This is a genomic window from Alteromonas abrolhosensis (genome assembly GCF_001953635.1).
In the GTDB taxonomy this organism is placed as follows: domain Bacteria; phylum Pseudomonadota; class Gammaproteobacteria; order Enterobacterales; family Alteromonadaceae; genus Alteromonas; species Alteromonas abrolhosensis.
Genome location: NZ_MEJH01000004.1, coordinates 280,959 through 298,361, shown reverse-complemented (window position 1 = coordinate 298,361; position 17,403 = coordinate 280,959). Strand labels below are relative to the sequence as shown.

Genomic DNA, 17,403 nt, shown 5'->3' with positions numbered 1-17,403 from the left:
AATGACATGACTGAACAAGAAAAGATGCTTGCTGGCGATTTATACTATCCGTCAGACAAAACATTATCGGCATTGCGCAAGCAATGCCGAATGCAATTAGACGAGCTCAACGCAACTTGTCAAAGCGACCACAAAAAGCGTACAAGAATATTAAAAGAGCTGTTTGGTAGTACTGGAAAAAGGCTTTACATCGAGTCTTCATTCAAATGCGATTACGGCGAAAATATTCACGTAGGCGAGAACTTTTTCGCTAACTTCAATTGTGTGATTTTAGATGCAGCGAAGGTCACGATAGGTGATAACTGCATGATTGCGCCTCAAGTCGGTTTGTACACCGCTACGCACCCATTAGATCCTGTACATAGGGCAACTGGCATCGAGATTGCCAAGCCTATAGCTATTGGCGACAACTGCTGGATTGGTGGCATGGCGGTCATAAACCCTGGTGTGACGTTGGGAGACAATGTGGTTGTGGCCTCTGGCGCAGTCGTAACCAAGTCTTTTGGGGACAATGTGGTCATAGGCGGGAACCCAGCCAAAGTCATCAAAGAAATAGAGCAGCCCGAACAAAGCGTGTAACGCTTTTTAATGAGTTATTACAAAACCTCATCTATTGATTTAATCTGAACCGGTAATTCAAACACTCTTCAAGGGCCGCCATCAGTACCTCAAAGGCGGCCCCTGATTTTAGCCCAGTACACAGAGCTAGGTAAAATTAAACGCTATCCCCTTAGTAGTCTAAAGACAAACGCTCTCTATAAATAGTTAATCCCAGTCTGGAGCAAAATCTGGGTTTACAATTCGGTCGCCGTTATCAAGATCATCAATAAGCGCGAGCTCTGAATCAGTTAAATGTACACCACCGTAAGCTAAATTCTCTGCCAAGTGTACTTTACTGGTTGATGAAGGGATTGCGTAAATGTGACGTTTCTCCATCCACGCCAGAACAACTTGCGCTGGCGTCGCATCGTGGTTTTGCGCTATTCGCAATAAAGTTTCGTCCTTCATTACTTTTCCTACCGCAAATGGCATATATGCAGTCGCTTTTATGCCTTTTTCCTTACACGCTTCAACGACTTTCTTATTTTGCATGAAAGGATGGATTTCAATTTGGTTGGTGTAAATCTCGCCTTTACCAAGAACCTTTTCGGCCTTATCTAACAAATCAATAGTGAAATTAGACACCCCAATATGACGAGTAAGCCCTTGCTCTTTCGCCTTCGCAAGATTGCCTAAGTAACTTTCGAGTGAAATATCAGTGCCAGGATATGGCCAATGAATAAGAAGCAAATCAACATATTCTAGCTTCAGCTTTTCTAAGCTTTCGTGAACACTTGGAATAAAGTGGGCATCGCCCAATGACTCGTGCCACACCTTGGTGGTGACAAACAGTTCGCTTCTATCAAGCCCGCTGGTTTTTATGGCATCGCCGACTTGTGCTTCGTTGTCATAAAATTGTGCGGTATCAATGTGTCTGAAACCAACCTCTAGCGCTTTACTGACTGACTCACGGGCCTCGTCACCTTTCAATCGAAACGTTCCCATTCCTAACTGAGGCATATCTTTCATTACTCTCTCCTTTTCCGTGTTTGTCTTACACTACTTGACGTAGCAGCTTCACACTTTGCTACGCCAACGCTTAGAAAGAAGATCGTAATCATCGTGACTGAAATCAGAATTAAATGGGAGACAAACCTAGTGATTAAGTTGAATAATGCACGTCACTGAAATAAAAAAGCCGCTAGCGAACGCTTGCGGCTTTGAGTAATCACTTACACGTCAAGAATAAATTAACTATTACTTACGTTTGGCGGGACGCCCAGCTCGTTTATTTAAGCCTTGTTGCTTACGCACTTTATGCTTTTTAACCGAGCGACGCATGCGACTTAAACGCGCGTGGTCAAGTTTGCCCTGGCGTACATTAACCATAGTTTGCGTTTCATCCGGCAGTTGAACATGGCTACGAAGCGCGTTCACGTCTTCTAACCCTAGTTCTACCCACGCACCTTGCGGTAGACGCTTTTGCAGTTCAATGGGGCCATACTTAACACGGATCAGGCGGCTAACCTGCACGCCTTGCGACTCCCAAAGACGACGCACTTCGCGGTTACGCCCTTCTTTCAACGTTACGTTGTACCAACGGTTCATGCTTTCATCTTCAGCATGCTGCGGCGTAGGCGCACCTGAAATTGTCAGGAACTTTGCTTCGCCGTCTTCCAGCTCTACACCTTTTTGAAGGGTATGTAGCGTTTTGCCCGTTACCTCACCGAATACACGCACTGCGTACTCGCGTTCTACTTCACATTTTGGGTGCATTAGGCGGTTGGCTAGTTCACCATCGTTGGTAAATAACAGCAGGCCACTGGTGTTCATGTCTAGACGACCAACGGTGATCCAGCGCCCTAATCGAATAGCGGGTAGACGGTCAAATACCGTATCGCGACCTTCAGGGTCGTGACGGCTACACAATTCACCTTCGGGTTTGTTGTACATCAACACTCGGCAAATTGGCTGTTCTGTTTGACGAGATAACAAATGACCATCAACACGGATTTGTGCAGTGTGATCAACTCTATCTCCTAATGTCGCTTTGGTGCCATCGACCGATACTCGGCCTTCTTCAATCCAACGTTCCATTTCTCGTCGCGAGCCTAGCCCTTGGTTAGCCAGTACTTTTTGCAACTTTTCAGTCATGGGTTTCACTCTTTAATTGCTTGTTTACGGTCGCACGGTCTATTCAGACGGTGCCTCATTTAACACCTTAAGCGGCGAGTCTGACGCAACGCTTTCAGCCATGTTTTCGAAAGCATCAGCATTGGGCAAATCGCTCAACGACGTCATCGAAAAATAGTCTAAGAAGCCTTTGGTAGTTGCATAAAGTGCTGGTCGCCCAGGCACTTCTTTGTGACCTACTACCTTTACCCAGTCTCGTTCTGTGAGTGTCTTTATAATATTACTGCTTACCGCCACGCCCCTTACCTGCTCTATTTCTCCGCGGGTTATAGGTTGACGATAGGCAATGAGTGCCAAGGTTTCGAGCATTGCTCTAGAATACTTTGGCGCATTTTCCTGCCACAATTTGCTTAACCACGGGCTTAACGCATCTAACGATTGAAAGCGATAGCCACTTGCTACTTCCACCAATTGAATGCCTCTTGGCTGATAGTCTAACTTTAGCTCGTTAATCACCTTACTCAAGGTTCTATCAGCGACGGTAAACTCATTGAGTACCGTTTCTTTTAAATGCTGCTTTGAAATAGGTTTATCAGCAACAAATATTGCTGCCTCTACCAATTGTTTAAGCTGCGCCGTGTTAATTTTCTTCATGGGCACCTAATTTTACATGAATTTTTGCATAAGGACCTGCCTGAATGCATAAAATTAGCTGTTCTTTTACTAATTCTAAAATTGCTAAGAAGCAAACCACTACTCCAGCTTTACCTTCTTCAACCGTAAATAGGCGTTCAAGTGGCGTATATTCTGTTGTTGTGAGTAACGACAAGATGAGCGACATGCGCTCTCGGGTGCTCAGTGCTTCCCGTGCAATGGTATGGTGTTCAAACGCTTCAGCGCGCTTCATGGCCGCACTGAACGCCAATACAATTTCAGCTAAAGACACATCGGGCTCAATGCGAATTGGCGCCACATTCTCACTTAGTTCAACGTGAGTGGTGAAAATATCCCGTTCAAGTCTAGGCTGAATATCTAAATCTTCTGCCGCTTGCTTTACTAGCTCGTATTCTTTTAATCGGCGAATAAGCTCTGCTCGAGGGTCTTCTTCTTCGTCGGAATCGTCACTGCGTTTAGGCAATAGAAGCCTAGACTTAATTTCTGCCAATATGGCTGCCATCAGCAAGTACTCTGCCGCCAGCTCTAATTTTAGCGACATCATGGCATCCACATACTCCATATACTGCTTGGTAACATCAGCGATGGGCAGTGTGGTGATATCAAACTTTTGTTTTCTAATCAGATAAAGTAGTAAGTCGAGCGGCCCTTCGAAGGTTTCTAATATGACCTCTAGGGCATCGGGGGGAATGAAGAGATCTTCAGGCTTTTCAATTAGCGCTTCGCCATTAATAAACGCAAGTGGCAACGGCTGCTGAACAGGTGTCGAAAGCCCCTTCTCAACAGAGGCCTCATTATCGTTATTGTTTTCTTTAACAAGCTCTGACACAGTTCCACAACCGTTTTTACGCGCTAACAAAGCGGCGATTATTGATATTATTATTCATGCGTTCACGCGAGAGCCTGCAGCGCTTCGCTGTACATCGAAGCGCTACAGGCCCTCGCAACATAGCGAACGGTTTCCTACTATAACTCTCACCCACAACAAGCAAAAGAAGCTATTTAAAATAGGCTATTTACAACAACCTGTTCAAAAAACAGGAAAACAAAAGTTACTCAAAGGGAGACGGATCGCCCGTGCCATGTCGCACAATTATTGGCGTGTCTTCCGACAAATCAACCACGGTAGTGGGCTGCTCACCAATGTAACCACCGTGAATAATAAGCCCTACTTGCTTTTCTAAGTTGTCGCGAATGACATCTGGGTCTGATTCAGCCATGGTGTTACCTGGCAAAATCAAAGACGTAGACATCAATGGTTTGCCCAGCTCTTCCAATAATGCAAGTGCAATGGCGTTATCTGGCACGCGAATTCCAATGGTTTTACGTTTAGGGTTTTGCAAACGCTTTGGCACTTCGCGGGTCGCTTTCAACACGAAGGTGTAACGCCCTGGCGTGTTGTTCTTAATTTGTCTGAACGCCGTGTTGTCTACCTTTGCGTAAATTGATAGCTCAGACATGTCTCGACACATTAAGGTAAAGTTGTGATCTTTATCGATTTGACGAATACGACACAACTGCTCAAGCGCCTTTTTGTCTTCCATTTGGCAACCTATGGCGTAGCCTGAGTCTGTCGGATACACCACCACTGCTCCCTCTCGAATTAACTCACAAGCCTGACTAATTAGGCGCTTTTGTGGGTTGTCGGGGTGCACATAGAAAAATTGACTCATAATTACTTCCTTTTCTTAAACGCGCAGAACGATACTACTTTGCCAACGGGGTAAGTGTCTGTCCACTCGTTAAGCGTGCTTGTTAAGCTCGTTGGTTAAACTCGCTCTTGGGCTTTCTACTAACCAACTCTCGGCATTTAAATTAGCGATAGTGCTCATCAACCGTACGTGAACCATTTGCCTTACCTTGCCCATTTATACCGAGAGCGTTGCAAATTAGATTTCCTTAGCTCTCGGCCATCTGCCCTTCAAATTGTTTCCAATTATGCCATACGGGTGTGAGCTTGCTGCTAATGCCGAGGTTCTTACCCAGCTCAGTCCAACGAGACGGAAAGTGAAAATCAGAGCCCGCCGATGCTAGTAACTGATGGGTTTGCGCAAGCTCATTAATAAGCTCTTGTTTGGTTTTATTAATACCTGGGAATGCAGTTTCAATGGCGTCGCCACCGGCTTGTTCGAACAAGGCCACCAAACGCCGTAGCCACTTCGCTGTCATATCATAATGAGCAGGATGAGCCAGTACAGCTTGTCCACCTGCATCGTGGATCCACTCGATAGCCGTTTCAATACTTGGCCACTCTGCTTTAACCGCCGCGCGTTTGCCTTTTCCTAAATACTTTTTAAACGCGGCGTCCATACTGGGCACACCGTAGTTGTTTACCAATACTCGCGCAAAGTGAGCCCGCGTTACTTGACCAACGCCAGCTAGCGTTTTTGCGCGCGCTAAAACACCTTCAAACCCACACTTTTCGAGCTTATCGGCAATTTTTTCAGCCCGGGCTTCACGAGTTTGAGACTGGCCTTGCAGCCTTTCAAGAAACGTTGGGCAGTGTCTGTCCACATTTAATCCAACTATATGGATATCGAAACTGTGCCAAGTGGTGGAAATTTCAACACCATCAATAATGGTTAATGCACGTTTTTGCTTCGATTGAGTGGCGTGTGCTTCTTCTAAACCGGCAACGGTATCGTGGTCGGTTACGGCAAGCGCATCCACCTGCATGGTATGCGCGCGAAGGATTAATTCTTCTGGCGTTAAATGACCATCAGAGAATTTTGTATGACTATGTAGATCTATTTTCAATGTCTTATGCAAATTTTAGGTTGACACAAAAGGCAATTTGTTTTCTTCTATACACACAAAGTATACGTACTAACCGCTTCAAATCCTATTGAAGTTTGGTAAAACAACGAGTAATTCATGCATTCATACAATATTTCAACAGCAATGACAGTTGCAGCTTGGTGGTGGCACTCCCTAACTTAACGGGCGGTGTGCACTGTAGTGCGTGAATGAATACACATAAAGGCCCGTTTATACGGGCCTTTTTTTTGTCTTTTTGCAGTTGGAGAGTAGCAAAAATGAGTTTAGCGGAACTGGGGATTTCTCCAGGTAAGGTAGAGACAATTGAGCAGGTGGGGCATTATGTCGACGATCCACTCGCCGCGTTTGCGCACCTTTGTGGCAATAAAAATAACGCACTGCTTTTAGAGTCGGCAGAAATTGATTCTAAAGACGATTTACAAAGCTTGCTGATGGTTGATGCAGCACTGCGCATGGAATGTCGGGGCAACCGCGTTGAAGTGAAAGCTCTGACAGGCAACGGCGCTTCGGTCTTACCTTTATTTGTTGACCATGCCCCTGACGGCCTACACATTAAAGAAAGGACAGACACTTCTATTACGTTGGTGTGTGATGAAGCCGACGGTGAACTTGACGAAGACAGTCGCTTAAAGGCCGCAAGCGTAATGGACGCGCTTCGCATTGTTATCAATAAGATAACGCCAATTCGACAACATCCCCACGCCGTTTTCTTAGGCGGTGTTTTTGCCTATGACATGCTAGCAGGCTTTGAAAAATTACCCGATGTTGCAGAAGGTGAAAATGACTGTCCAGACTTTGTGTTTTACTTAGCAGAAACTTTAATTACCGTTGACCACCAAACCCGCGAGACCCATTTAATTGGTAGTGTTTTTAGCGGACAAGACGTTGCACAGCAATACTTTGCCATTGCGCAGCGCTTAGAAGCAATTCATCAGCAGCTACACGATATGCCTTCTGAGCCCGTACTAGTGGGTGCAAAGACAGCAAGAATTACTGATGTAGAAAGTGAAGCACAAAGCGGACAGTCACTCGTTTCCGACTCAGAAAGCCCAAACGAAACCGAAAACGGACAGTCACTTTCTTCTTTTGACCCAAGCGTTGAAGTTAGTGTTGATTTAAGTGATGAACAGTTTTGCAACCATGTGCTGGACTTAAAACAGCACATTTTAGCCGGCGACATTTTTCAGGTTGTGCCCTCGCGCACATTCTCTCTCCCCTGCCCGTCGCCGCTACTTGCTTACGCTAAACTTAAAGAATCAAACCCAAGCCCTTACATGTTTTACATGCAAGATGCCGCTTTCAGCATATTTGGTGCCTCTCCTGAATCAGCGCTTAAATACGAAAGAGAAAGCAATCAGGTAGAGATTTACCCGATTGCGGGTACCCGTCCGCGCGGCAAGCGCCCTGATGGCAGTATCGACAGAGATTTAGACAGCCGTATTGAGCTTAATCTTCGCGAAGACACCAAAGAAAAGTCTGAGCACATTATGCTGGTTGACCTTGCCCGAAACGATGTGGCAAAGGTGAGTCGCCCAGGGACGCGCTATGTGAAAGACCTGCTAAAAGTTGACCGTTACTCTCACGTGATGCACTTGGTGTCGCGCGTGGTTGGCCAGCTACGTGACGACTTAGATCCACTGCACGCTTATCAAGCCTGCATGAATATGGGTACCCTAGTTGGCGCACCAAAAGTAAGCGCAGCGACGTTAATTCGCGAAGTAGAGAAAAAACGCCGCGGCAGTTATGGCGGCGCGGTTGGCTATTTGAATGGTCAAGGCGATATGGACACTTGTATTGTCATTCGTTCAGCGTTTGTGAAAAACGGCACGGCTTATATTCAAGCGGGTGCAGGTGTAGTATATGACTCGGTTCCACAAGCTGAAGCTGATGAAACTCGCGCTAAGGCACAAGCGGTAATTGGTGCAGTAAAAGCAGCGCTACAAGAAGAAGCTGAAAGTATCAACGTTGCGTTAAATGAAGGAGGCAACGCATGAATCAGCAAGTGACCACCCTATTTTTGCTCGACAATGTAGACTCATTCACCTACAACCTTGTGGACGAACTGCGCACCTTAAATCTAGACATTAAGGTCTATCGCAACACGGTTTCAGCAGATGCTTTGTTTGAAAGAATGCAGGAACAAGCAACGAAAGGCCCAGTGCTTCTTATGTTGTCACCAGGTCCAGGCGCACCAAGTGAAGCCGGCTGTATGCCTGAGTTACTTAAAAAGGTACACGGTGTATTCCCCGTGATCGGCATTTGCTTAGGTCATCAAGCTATTGTTGAGCATTACGGCGGCACCGTAGGTCGCGCCAGCCAAGTTATGCACGGCAAGTCTTCTGCCATTACCCATTCTGAAGACGCCATGTTCAAAGGCTTACAGCAGCCCTTACATGTCGCACGCTACCACTCTTTAGTGGCACATTCATTGCCTGAAAACCTTACTGTTTGCGCATCTACAATAAACGATGACGGCAGTGAGGCCGTAATGGCAGTTTACAACAGCGAAAATCGCATGTTGGGTTTCCAATTCCACCCAGAATCTATTTTAACAGCCCACGGTAGTTTGCTGTTAAAGCAAAGTATTGACTATTTAACGTTACAGGGAGCGAACCATGCTTAACGCAGGCCCTCTACTAGAACAAATCATGTTGCGAGAATCACTGTCGCAAACCGAGGCATACAGCTTGTTTAACAGCATCATGCACGGTGAGCAAAGCGAAGTGATGATTGCTTCAGTGCTGACTGCGCTGAAAATGAAAAAAGAATCGCCCAGTGAAATTGCGGGTGCAGCGAGTGCCATGGTTGCAAACGCACTGCCCTTTCCCACACCGTCTTATGAGTTCGCAGATATCGTTGGTACAGGCGGAGATGGACACAATACCATCAATATCTCCAGCGCAGCCGGTGTAGTTGCCGCATCTTGTGGCGTGAAAGTAGCAAAGCATGGTAACCGCAGTGTGTCGAGTAAGTCTGGCTCTGCTGACTTGTTTCGCCAGTTTGGACTGAAGTTAGAAATAAGCCCGGAAACATCCCGCAAGTGCTTAGATGAAGCAAATTTCACATTTCTTTTTGCACCGGTTTATCACGCAGGTATGCGCCACGCAGCCCCCGTGCGCGCTGCGATGAAGACCAGAACCTTATTTAATATACTGGGGCCACTGGCAAACCCGGCAGGTCCAACTCATGGCGTTTTCGGCGTATACTCGCCTGAACTGCTTGAACCTTACGCAAAAACCCTTATGCTGCTTGGCCAACACCGCGCAATGATTGTGCATGGCGATGGCTTGGATGAACTGGCTCTTCATGGCGAATCAATGATTTACGACCTTGAGCACGGTGATATTCGCAAGCTTACCGTTACCGCTAAAGACTTCGGTTTACCTTATTATCCTCTTTCTGCGATTGAAGGTGGTGAACCTGAAGAAAACAGACAATTTGTTGAAGCAGCGCTAAACGGCGAAGGTCAAGAGGCGCACCGTGCCGCTATCGCTATGAACTGCGGGGCACTGTTGAAAGTAACCGGCAAAGCCTCAACCTTCAAAGATGGGGCTGAAATGGCGATGAACGCTATGGCCGAAGGGTTACCCATGCAGTTATTAACGAAGGTTGCCAAAATTACTCAGGAGGTAAGCACGAATGGCTAATGTGCTTGAGAAAATTGTTGCAGACAAACGAGAAGAAGTGGCCGCACGCAAAGAAGCACTGCCGCTAGAAAGCTTCAAGGCGAATCTAGTTCCTTCTGAAAAGGGTTTATTTGCGGCACTTAGTGAGCCAAATGCAGGCTTTATCTTCGAATGCAAAAAAGCATCGCCTTCAAAAGGCCTTATTCGAGAGCATTTCGATTTAGACGAGATCTTAGCTGCTTACACGCCTTACGCTGCCGGTATTTCTGTGCTGACAGACGAGAAGTACTTCCAAGGTAAATTTGAGTACTTAGCTTATGTTACTGAGCGTGTTGCTCACCCTGTGCTTAACAAAGATTTCTTCGTTGATACCTATCAAGTGTATCTAGCCCGTCACTATAATGCCGACGCAGTGCTATTAATGCTTAGTGTGCTAAATGATGACGAATATCGCGAGTTGGCAAGCGTTGCCAATGCTCTGTCATTAGACATTCTTACCGAAGTAAGTAATGAAGAAGAAATGGAGCGCGCTATTGCCCTTGAAGCCAACATCATTGGTATCAATAATCGCAACTTACGCGACCTTTCTACCGATTTAGCGACCACCGAACGCCTTGTGCCCATGCTTGAAAAAGCCACGCATGACTACGTGGTTATTTCAGAGTCGGGCATCTACACACACCAAGACGTGCTTCGTTTAGCGCCTGTATCCCAAGGCTTTTTGGTGGGCAGTGCGTTAATGGCAGAGTCTGACCTACCGCGCGCAGTGAAAACGTTAGTGAATGGTGCAGTTAAAGTGTGTGGGCTTACCAACCCTGAACAAGCGCAAATGGCGTTTGATAAAGGCGCTAGCTTTGGCGGGCTTATCTTCGCTGAAAAATCGCCACGCTGTGTGAGCGAAGCACAGGCTTTGACTATAACGCAGAGCGTTGACGGTGCTTTTGTTGGTGTGTTCGTTAATCACGACATTGATGAAGTGACATCACTCGCCGCCTCGCTCAACCTTTTTGCCGTGCAGCTTCACGGCAGCGAAGATGACACCTACATTTCAGCGCTTGCTGCCAAGCTTCCAGAAGGTTGTGAAATTTGGAAAGTCGAAGGTGTTAAAGCAACCTCTTCTGACGCACTACCAGACGCAGTGGACAGACACTTAAATAATAACCTTGTAAGCCGCGTTCTTCTGGATTGCCAAGTGGGTGATGCCAAAGGCGGTACAGGCGAAGCGTTCAATTGGCAGCTATTAAACGATATCGAAGCGAAGCATAAGTTAGTGCTTGCTGGCGGTATTAACGCCCAGAATGTTGCAGAAGCTATTGCAACCGGCTGTGGTGCTATTGATGTGAATTCAGGCGTAGAAACCGCCCCAGGCGTGAAAAGCGAAGAAAAACTCGACGCGCTTTTTGCTATTTGCCGCCGTTACTAATTTAAATACAGGACAACGTAATGAACCAGTTAGATACAAAATTTGGTGAATTTGGTGGCATGTACGTGCCCGAGCTACTTATTCCAGCACTAGACCAACTGGAAAAAGCATTTTTAGATGCCAAGGACGACCCAACATTTAACGAAGAGTTTTTATCTCTGTTAAAAGACTATGCGGGTCGCCCAACGTCAATGACGTTAACTCGCAATCTGGTAAGTAACCCAAAGGTAAAATTATACCTAAAGCGTGAAGACCTACTACACGGTGGTGCACACAAAACTAACCAGGTGCTAGGCCAGGCGCTGCTGACTAAGCGAATGGGTAAAAAAGAAGTTATCGCCGAAACTGGCGCAGGCCAGCACGGTGTTGCAACCGCGTTAGCATGTGCATTGTTGGGGCTAAAAGCACGTATTTATATGGGTGCGAAAGACGTTGAGCGTCAAGCGCCAAACGTGTTTCGTATGAAGCTTATGGGCGCAGAGGTTATTCCTGTGAATGCCGGTTCAGGTACGCTTAAAGATGCCGTAAACGAAGCCATGCGCGACTGGTCGGCAAACTATGATAAAGCCCACTATTTGTTAGGCACAGCCGCGGGGCCTCACCCGTTCCCGACCATTGTTCGTGAATATCATCGCATGATTGGCGAAGAAACTCGCGCACAAATTATGGAAAAAGAAGGTCGCTTACCTGACGCCGTAGTAGCATGTGTGGGCGGAGGCTCAAATGCTATCGGTATGTTTGCAGACTTTATTGATGAGCCATCTGTACGCTTAGTGGGCGTTGAGCCTGCGGGTAAAGGTGTGCACACCAAAGAGCACGGCGCAACTATCGTGACGGGTACAAAAGGTATTCTTCACGGCGCTTACACCTTCATCATGCAAGACAAAGAAGGCCAGATTGAAGAGAGCTACTCAGTATCTGCTGGTCTCGATTACCCTGCTGTTGGCCCTCAGCATGCTTATCTTCACGACATTGGCCGAGCGGAATACGTGGCCGCCACAGACGAAGAAGCACTGAACGCATTCCAATTGCTTGCAAGGAAAGAAGGTATTATTCCTGCCCTTGAATCGTCGCATGCCTTAGCGCACGCGCTTAATATGGCAGATGAAGCGGAAGAAGAAACTATCATCGTAGTTAACTTATCAGGTCGTGGCGACAAAGATTTAGCGCACGTTATCAACATTTTAGGGGACGATTTATAATGGATAGATATGCACAGATGTTTGCCGGCCTTGATGAAAAGAACCAAGGCGCTTTCGTACCTTTCGTAATGGTAGGTGACCCCGATTTAGCGCAATCTGAAGCCATTATTTGCCAGCTAGTAGAAAGCGGTGCTGACGCACTTGAGTTAGGTATACCTTACTCTGACCCCATCGCAGACGGCCCCACAATCCAAGCTTCTGCCATTCGCGCGTTAAGTAATAAGGTGACGGTAGCAGATTGCTTGGGCGTTATTTCACGTGTTCGCGCAAAATATCCAGACGTGCCTATCGGCTTGCTACTGTACAGCAACTTAGTTATGGCCCAAGGTATAGAGAACTTTTACAACAAAGCGCAAGAGGCAGGCGTTGACTCAATTTTGATTGCAGACGTGCCAATTCGCGAAGCGGCACCTTTCCAAAAAGCTGCAGAAGCAACAGGCATTTCTCAAATTTTGATTGCACCGCCGAATGCTACTGACGAAACCATGGAAAAAATCGGGGAATACTCAAAAGGCTATACATACCTGCTAGGCCGTGCGGGCGTTACAGGTGCAGAAACTGCCGCAAATGTGCCTGTTTCAGAGCTTATTGAGCGCTTGAACAAACACAAAGCAGCACCAGCATTGTTAGGCTTTGGTATTTCTACACCGGAACAGGTTAAATCTGCTATTGACGCAGGTGCCGCTGGCGCAATTTCAGGCTCGGCGACGGTGAACATCATCGCTGCCAATTTATCGGACAGTCACAAAATGCTAAGCGAGCTCGGCAGCTTTGTTGAAAGCATGAAAGCAGCTACGGTGAAAGGATAAACGCATGCTATATATGATTTGTGCAACCGATGTTACGGACAGTCTAGAAAAACGCTTGGCGGCGCGCCCTGCTCACCTTGAACGTTTGAATGCATTAAAAGATGCGGGCCGTTTAATAATGGCTGGTCCCTTTCCTGCTGTTGATAGCCCAGATCCTGGCCCAGCCGGCTTTACCGGTTCGCTAGTGGTAGCAGAGTTTGATTCGCTTGAAGCTGCCCAAGCATGGGCAGATGCCGACCCGTACATCGAAGCTGGTGTTTATGAAAGTGTTGTAGTTAAACCTTACAAAAAGGTTTTGCCTTAACTTTTAGCTAAACGCTGTGTAGTAAACTTCGATAAATAATGAAAGCCCCTTAAGACCGAACAGCTCCGGTTTTAAGGGGCTTTTTTGTTGTTTTAACAATATTGAAGCTAACTTTGGACAGACACTTATCTGCTAGACTACTGTCTGGTGTGAAGCCAATTATGGACAGACAGTTATTTACCGAAATAATGTGGACACACACTTGTAATCGTTCACCAAGCTTCACATTATTGATAGTGGACAGTCACTTAATAATCAGCCAAAAATCGCAATAAAAAATCCCTTGTGGACAGACACTCGCTCCTCTGAGTAAGTCTCCTAACGCCTCCAAGCTTCGCCATAAAATTGGCCCAAAATGCTGCGTTTAAAGTTCGACCTTCTCGTGTTCACCCATCTCTTCTGGCTTTACCGTTTTACCAGTGAGCATTTTAAACATGCCTTTTAGCGAAGGATCTGCATCCCACACCTCTGCATCTATAAGTTCAAAGCGAAGCATTAATAAAGAAGGATCATCTTTACCTTTCTCGAACCATGCTTCTACTGGATTAGACCAGTATTTATCAATCACCTCTTTACGTGATTCAACAGTGAGGTTGCCTCGGATACAAGCAAATACCTCATGACCTTTGGATGCAAAGTGAACCATCGCTTTTCCACCTTTAGCAATGCGGTTGTCTCGACTAGTGTAAAACCAAAACTCACTATCAGCGTCTTTATCAAGCTGGGCGTACATAGGCTCGGCATGCATATCCTCGCCTATCAGACTTACCATTACTTTTGGACTATCTGACATTGCTTTCCACATTGTTTTCTTAATATCGCTAGACATAATTTCTCCTTGTTGAAAATGAGTGTCTGTCCGACTTTACTATCTAGTTAAGTAGTTGAGCTGAACAGCTTATTTTCACTTTGTTGATTTATACGGAGCCAATGCCTCGCACATGCCATGCCAAAGAAATCGATGTCACCGAACTCACTTGCTAAAAAAACTATTGAGAAACGAGGGCATCTCCGCCCAATGCGAGGCAGGTACAGGTTTGGACACACACTCAAACCTCTATTTGAACTTTGTAAACCATTAAACTGTAACTGTGGACAGTCACTCATCAGCACAATAGATATTCATCTCCCTTAGCCCTAGATCAACAAAGTGGACAGACACTTTTTCAAAGGAAGCGTAAAGATTACTCAATGCTCCATAGCATCTGGAGCGCTCTAATAAATTTGAAATTGTGTTATCTAAAAAGAAGCGGTGGACATACACTTTCATTTAAACCTGAGATTTAACAGTAATTAAGTGTCTGTCCCTTCCAGCACTTCATAGCTGTACTTTATTCCTTTACTTTCAACCCCAATATCTTTCCACTTGATGCTCAAATCTGTGTCTGTCCACAAGATTTGCTTTTTTGTAAAACCCATTTACTTAAGGCGTATATACAGCTTTTAATCCGCAAGGTAGACTGAACCTAGTTCAGAATGGGTTCAGTTAACCAAGTTATACTTATCAGTAATTTGGACTGAGTGGATAATAATTGTGAGGTTGTATGACATTATCGCTTCGTGTTGCAGTAATTTGTTTAGTGTTAGCTTTGTCTAACACAGCGCCAGCTTTGGCGTTTCAAGACACTGGCGGCGATATATCAAAAAGCGAAGCTGCGGAACGTGCACGCACTGCTGTAAATGGCCGCGTTTTAAAAGTTGAACAAACCTCAAAAAACTACCGAGTAAAGGTGCTCAAGAAATCAGGGAGAGTAGTATCGGTAGACGTAGATAAACGCTCAGGCAAGGTAAAAACAAGTAAAGATAAGGATTAACATGCGTATCCTCGTAGCCGAAGACGATAGCAGATTATTAACTCAACTTGACGCGCTCCTTCAACAAAATGGCTATAGCGTAGACTTGGCAGACAATGGCGAACACGCACTTTTTCTAATTAAAGAATATAGTTACGACTTGGCTATAATTGACATTGGCATGCCAAAGCTAGACGGGTTTGAGGTTATAAGAAAAGCTCGCCAAGCAGACATTTCGTGCCCGATACTTATCTTAACTGCTAGAGATAGGTGGCAAGAGAAAGTAGAAGGCCTCGACGCTGGCGCCGACGACTACCTCACTAAACCCTTTCATAACGAAGAATTGCTTGCTCGAACGAAAGCGTTAATTCGACGAGCTTCAGGACAAGCGAATCCTACCATTCAGTTCGGCCCTATCTCGCTAGATACAGTAAGTGAAGAACTATCATTGAATGGCCAGGCTTTGGATTTAACCGCTTACGAATACAAAGTCATGGAATACCTGATGCTGAACCCGCAAAAGGTCATCTCTAAAACAGAGTTAACCGAGCACATTTACGATCAGGATTTCGATTTAGATAGTAATGTCATTGAAGTGTTCGTGGGAAGATTGCGAAAAAAGCTGGATCCGACAGGTGAATTAAAGCCAATCGAAACCCTTCGAGGTAGAGGATATAGGATAAATAGAAGTTTATGAGGCAGTTGTCGCTTCGCCTTCGAAGTATCTTTTTAGCGATTGTTCTTCTGGCGTTCTTTGCGCCCTTCACCGTTGTAATCTTAGATGAGGCGTACACAGATAGCCTTACTCAAGCGAAGATGAGCGAACTTCGGTTGATGAATTTAGGCTTGTTATCTGCATTCGAGTTAGATGGCGACCTGCCCTATATGCCTGAAATTTTATACGAAGAGCAGTTAAACCTTCCGGGCTCAGGCTATCTTGGTATTATCGTTTTTCGAAACGAGGTTATTTGGCAATCAGCATCCGCACTTGAATATACATTTTCTCCTCCTGAAATAGACGTTGCAGTGGGTAACGAGCTATTTTTGGACTCCTATACACCTACCTTTAAAGAAGATTCCGAGTTTTTTGTGTACGCCTTTACTGCGGAATTTGCTTCAAGTAGAGACTTTGAGCCTGTTCGATTTTATATATTTAATAATAAAGCTCTTTTTGAAGCAGAGCGAAATACGTTTTTGGACACGACGTGGCAGTGGATTTTCACGCTATGTATAGCACTCCTAATTTTTATCATTATTGGGATTAGCCTAGTTCTCCTCCCTGTTAGAAAGTTAATTGAAGAGATTTCACAAACTTCAAGCGGACATAAGCGTCAGTTGGACTCTCGCTACCCTGTTGAATTTGATTCATTAAAGCAATCTATAAATGGTTTACTTCAAACTGAGGCTGCCCAAAGGGCTAGATACAAAAACAGCTTGGGAGACTTGGCACATAGTTTGAAAACTCCACTGGCGGTGGCGTCCGGCAATAGAGACTTACCTTTGGAGGTAAACGAAGCATTACAGCAAATTGACCGAATCATTAAACGTCAGTTGAAAAGAGCGAGCGCAGGAAAATCTGGCTGGCAACACGCTATTGATATATTACCCATTTTGCACAAGCTTGCGGATGCGATGGATAAGGTCTACCAAGATAAAGCCCTTACTATTGAATTTGAACTGGATGAGGAGGTTCAGTTTAAAGGAGACGAGACCGACTTCATGGAACTTTGTGGCAATCTTTTAGACAATGCATGTAAAGCAGCGAACAATAGAATTATCGTATCAGTGACGAAGAGTGCTGGTTGGCTAACAATTAAAGTGGAAGACGACGGCCCAGGTATCCCCGACGACAAAAAGGTAATTTTATTAGAACGAGGAACACGCCTCGATACCTATACCGAGGGGCACGGAATAGGCATGGCGCTGGCTGCAGACTTAGTTTCTATCTATGAAGGTAGAATGCTGATTGAAGATAGTTCGCTCGGTGGCGCTTGTATTGTTATTCAATTTCCCAATCATGATTAGTCATGGAAGTGGACACACACTCAAAATCTCGAAAGCTATTTGAAACCAGATATTAGAACTGGACAGACACTTAATATGTGAATGTTCGACTGCCC

At 45.6% G+C, this 17,403-nt stretch carries 18 protein-coding genes; 11 read left to right on the top strand and 7 right to left on the bottom strand.

The window, feature by feature from the left end; translation table 11 throughout:
* Nucleotides 1-6: 6 nt before the first annotated feature.
* Nucleotides 7-579: a sugar O-acetyltransferase gene (locus BGK61_RS08805; protein WP_014997915.1), complete on the top strand. Its 573-nt coding sequence runs from the start codon at nt 7-9 to the stop codon at nt 577-579.
* A gap of 186 nt (nt 580-765) precedes the next feature.
* On the opposite strand, the gene dkgB is transcribed toward BGK61_RS08805, so the two are convergent.
* From dkgB to BGK61_RS08775, 6 genes are all read right to left on the bottom strand, one after another.
* Nucleotides 766-1,569: a 2,5-didehydrogluconate reductase DkgB gene (dkgB, locus tag BGK61_RS08800; protein ID WP_076012351.1), complete on the bottom strand. Its 804-nt coding sequence runs from the start codon at nt 1,567-1,569 to the stop codon at nt 766-768.
* A gap of 228 nt (nt 1,570-1,797) precedes the next feature.
* Nucleotides 1,798-2,694: a 23S rRNA pseudouridine(2605) synthase RluB gene (gene rluB / locus BGK61_RS08795; protein ID WP_014948949.1), complete on the bottom strand. Its 897-nt coding sequence runs from the start codon at nt 2,692-2,694 to the stop codon at nt 1,798-1,800.
* A 39-nt stretch (nt 2,695-2,733) separates the two neighbouring features.
* Nucleotides 2,734-3,327 (bottom strand): SMC-Scp complex subunit ScpB, encoded by a 594-nt coding sequence (scpB, locus tag BGK61_RS08790; RefSeq protein WP_014948948.1) that lies wholly within the window; start codon nt 3,325-3,327, stop codon nt 2,734-2,736.
* On the bottom strand, nt 3,314-4,177 hold the full coding sequence (locus tag BGK61_RS08785) for a segregation and condensation protein A (RefSeq protein ID WP_076012357.1): 864 nt from the start codon (nt 4,175-4,177) through the stop codon (nt 3,314-3,316). The genes scpB and BGK61_RS08785 overlap by 14 nt, the downstream gene beginning before the upstream one ends.
* A 223-nt stretch (nt 4,178-4,400) precedes the next feature.
* Nucleotides 4,401-5,021, bottom strand: coding sequence for an L-threonylcarbamoyladenylate synthase (locus BGK61_RS08780; RefSeq protein WP_076012352.1), 621 nt, complete (start codon nt 5,019-5,021; stop codon nt 4,401-4,403).
* Between the two features lie 226 nt (nt 5,022-5,247).
* Nucleotides 5,248-6,105 carry a PHP domain-containing protein gene (locus tag BGK61_RS08775; protein ID WP_076012353.1) on the bottom strand — a complete coding sequence of 286 codons (858 nt, stop codon included), beginning with the start codon at nt 6,103-6,105 and terminating at the stop codon, nt 5,248-5,250.
* 278 nt (nt 6,106-6,383) lie between these two features.
* Here BGK61_RS08775 and BGK61_RS08770 point away from each other — a divergent pair, with 278 nt between their 5' ends.
* From BGK61_RS08770 to BGK61_RS08740, 7 genes are read left to right on the top strand one after another with little or no spacing between them, the layout of a single operon-like run.
* Nucleotides 6,384-8,120 (top strand): anthranilate synthase component 1, encoded by a 1,737-nt coding sequence (locus BGK61_RS08770; RefSeq protein WP_014997911.1) that lies wholly within the window; start codon nt 6,384-6,386, stop codon nt 8,118-8,120.
* Nucleotides 8,117-8,749 carry an aminodeoxychorismate/anthranilate synthase component II gene (locus BGK61_RS08765; RefSeq protein WP_014997910.1) on the top strand — a complete coding sequence of 211 codons (633 nt, stop codon included), beginning with the start codon at nt 8,117-8,119 and terminating at the stop codon, nt 8,747-8,749. The genes BGK61_RS08770 and BGK61_RS08765 overlap by 4 nt, the downstream gene beginning before the upstream one ends.
* Entirely contained in the window at nt 8,742-9,773 is a 1,032-nt protein-coding gene (gene trpD, locus BGK61_RS08760; protein WP_014997909.1) for an anthranilate phosphoribosyltransferase, read from the top strand. The genes BGK61_RS08765 and trpD overlap by 8 nt, the downstream gene beginning before the upstream one ends.
* Nucleotides 9,766-11,175 (top strand): bifunctional indole-3-glycerol-phosphate synthase TrpC/phosphoribosylanthranilate isomerase TrpF, encoded by a 1,410-nt coding sequence (gene trpCF / locus BGK61_RS08755; protein ID WP_076026050.1) that lies wholly within the window; start codon nt 9,766-9,768, stop codon nt 11,173-11,175. The genes trpD and trpCF overlap by 8 nt, the downstream gene beginning before the upstream one ends.
* Before the next feature lie 20 nt (nt 11,176-11,195).
* On the top strand, nt 11,196-12,377 hold the full coding sequence (gene trpB / locus BGK61_RS08750) for a tryptophan synthase subunit beta (protein ID WP_014976090.1): 1,182 nt from the start codon (nt 11,196-11,198) through the stop codon (nt 12,375-12,377).
* The gene (trpA, locus tag BGK61_RS08745) at nt 12,377-13,186 is read left to right on the top strand and encodes a tryptophan synthase subunit alpha (protein WP_076012458.1); all 810 of its coding nucleotides are present in this window, start codon (nt 12,377-12,379) and stop codon (nt 13,184-13,186) included. The genes trpB and trpA overlap by 1 nt, the downstream gene beginning before the upstream one ends.
* Before the next feature lie 4 nt (nt 13,187-13,190).
* On the top strand, nt 13,191-13,490 hold the full coding sequence (locus BGK61_RS08740; protein ID WP_076012457.1) for a YciI family protein: 300 nt from the start codon (nt 13,191-13,193) through the stop codon (nt 13,488-13,490).
* 364 nt (nt 13,491-13,854) lie between these two features.
* Here BGK61_RS08740 and BGK61_RS08735 read toward each other — a convergent pair whose 3' ends face one another.
* Nucleotides 13,855-14,319: a pyridoxamine 5'-phosphate oxidase family protein gene (locus BGK61_RS08735; protein WP_076012456.1), complete on the bottom strand. Its 465-nt coding sequence runs from the start codon at nt 14,317-14,319 to the stop codon at nt 13,855-13,857.
* A gap of 715 nt (nt 14,320-15,034) precedes the next feature.
* On the opposite strand from BGK61_RS08735, the gene BGK61_RS08730 reads away from it, so the two are divergent.
* Genes BGK61_RS08730 through BGK61_RS08720 form a run of 3 tightly spaced genes read left to right on the top strand, consistent with a single transcriptional unit; the run spans nt 15,035 to nt 17,308 of the window.
* Nucleotides 15,035-15,304 (top strand): PepSY domain-containing protein, encoded by a 270-nt coding sequence (locus tag BGK61_RS08730; protein WP_076012455.1) that lies wholly within the window; start codon nt 15,035-15,037, stop codon nt 15,302-15,304.
* Nucleotide 15,305: 1 nt separating this feature from the next.
* Nucleotides 15,306-15,980, top strand: coding sequence for a response regulator transcription factor (locus BGK61_RS08725; protein WP_014997903.1), 675 nt, complete (start codon nt 15,306-15,308; stop codon nt 15,978-15,980).
* Entirely contained in the window at nt 15,977-17,308 is a 1,332-nt protein-coding gene (locus tag BGK61_RS08720) for an ATP-binding protein (protein ID WP_076012454.1), read from the top strand. The genes BGK61_RS08725 and BGK61_RS08720 overlap by 4 nt, the downstream gene beginning before the upstream one ends.
* Nucleotides 17,309-17,403: the final 95 nt, after the last annotated feature.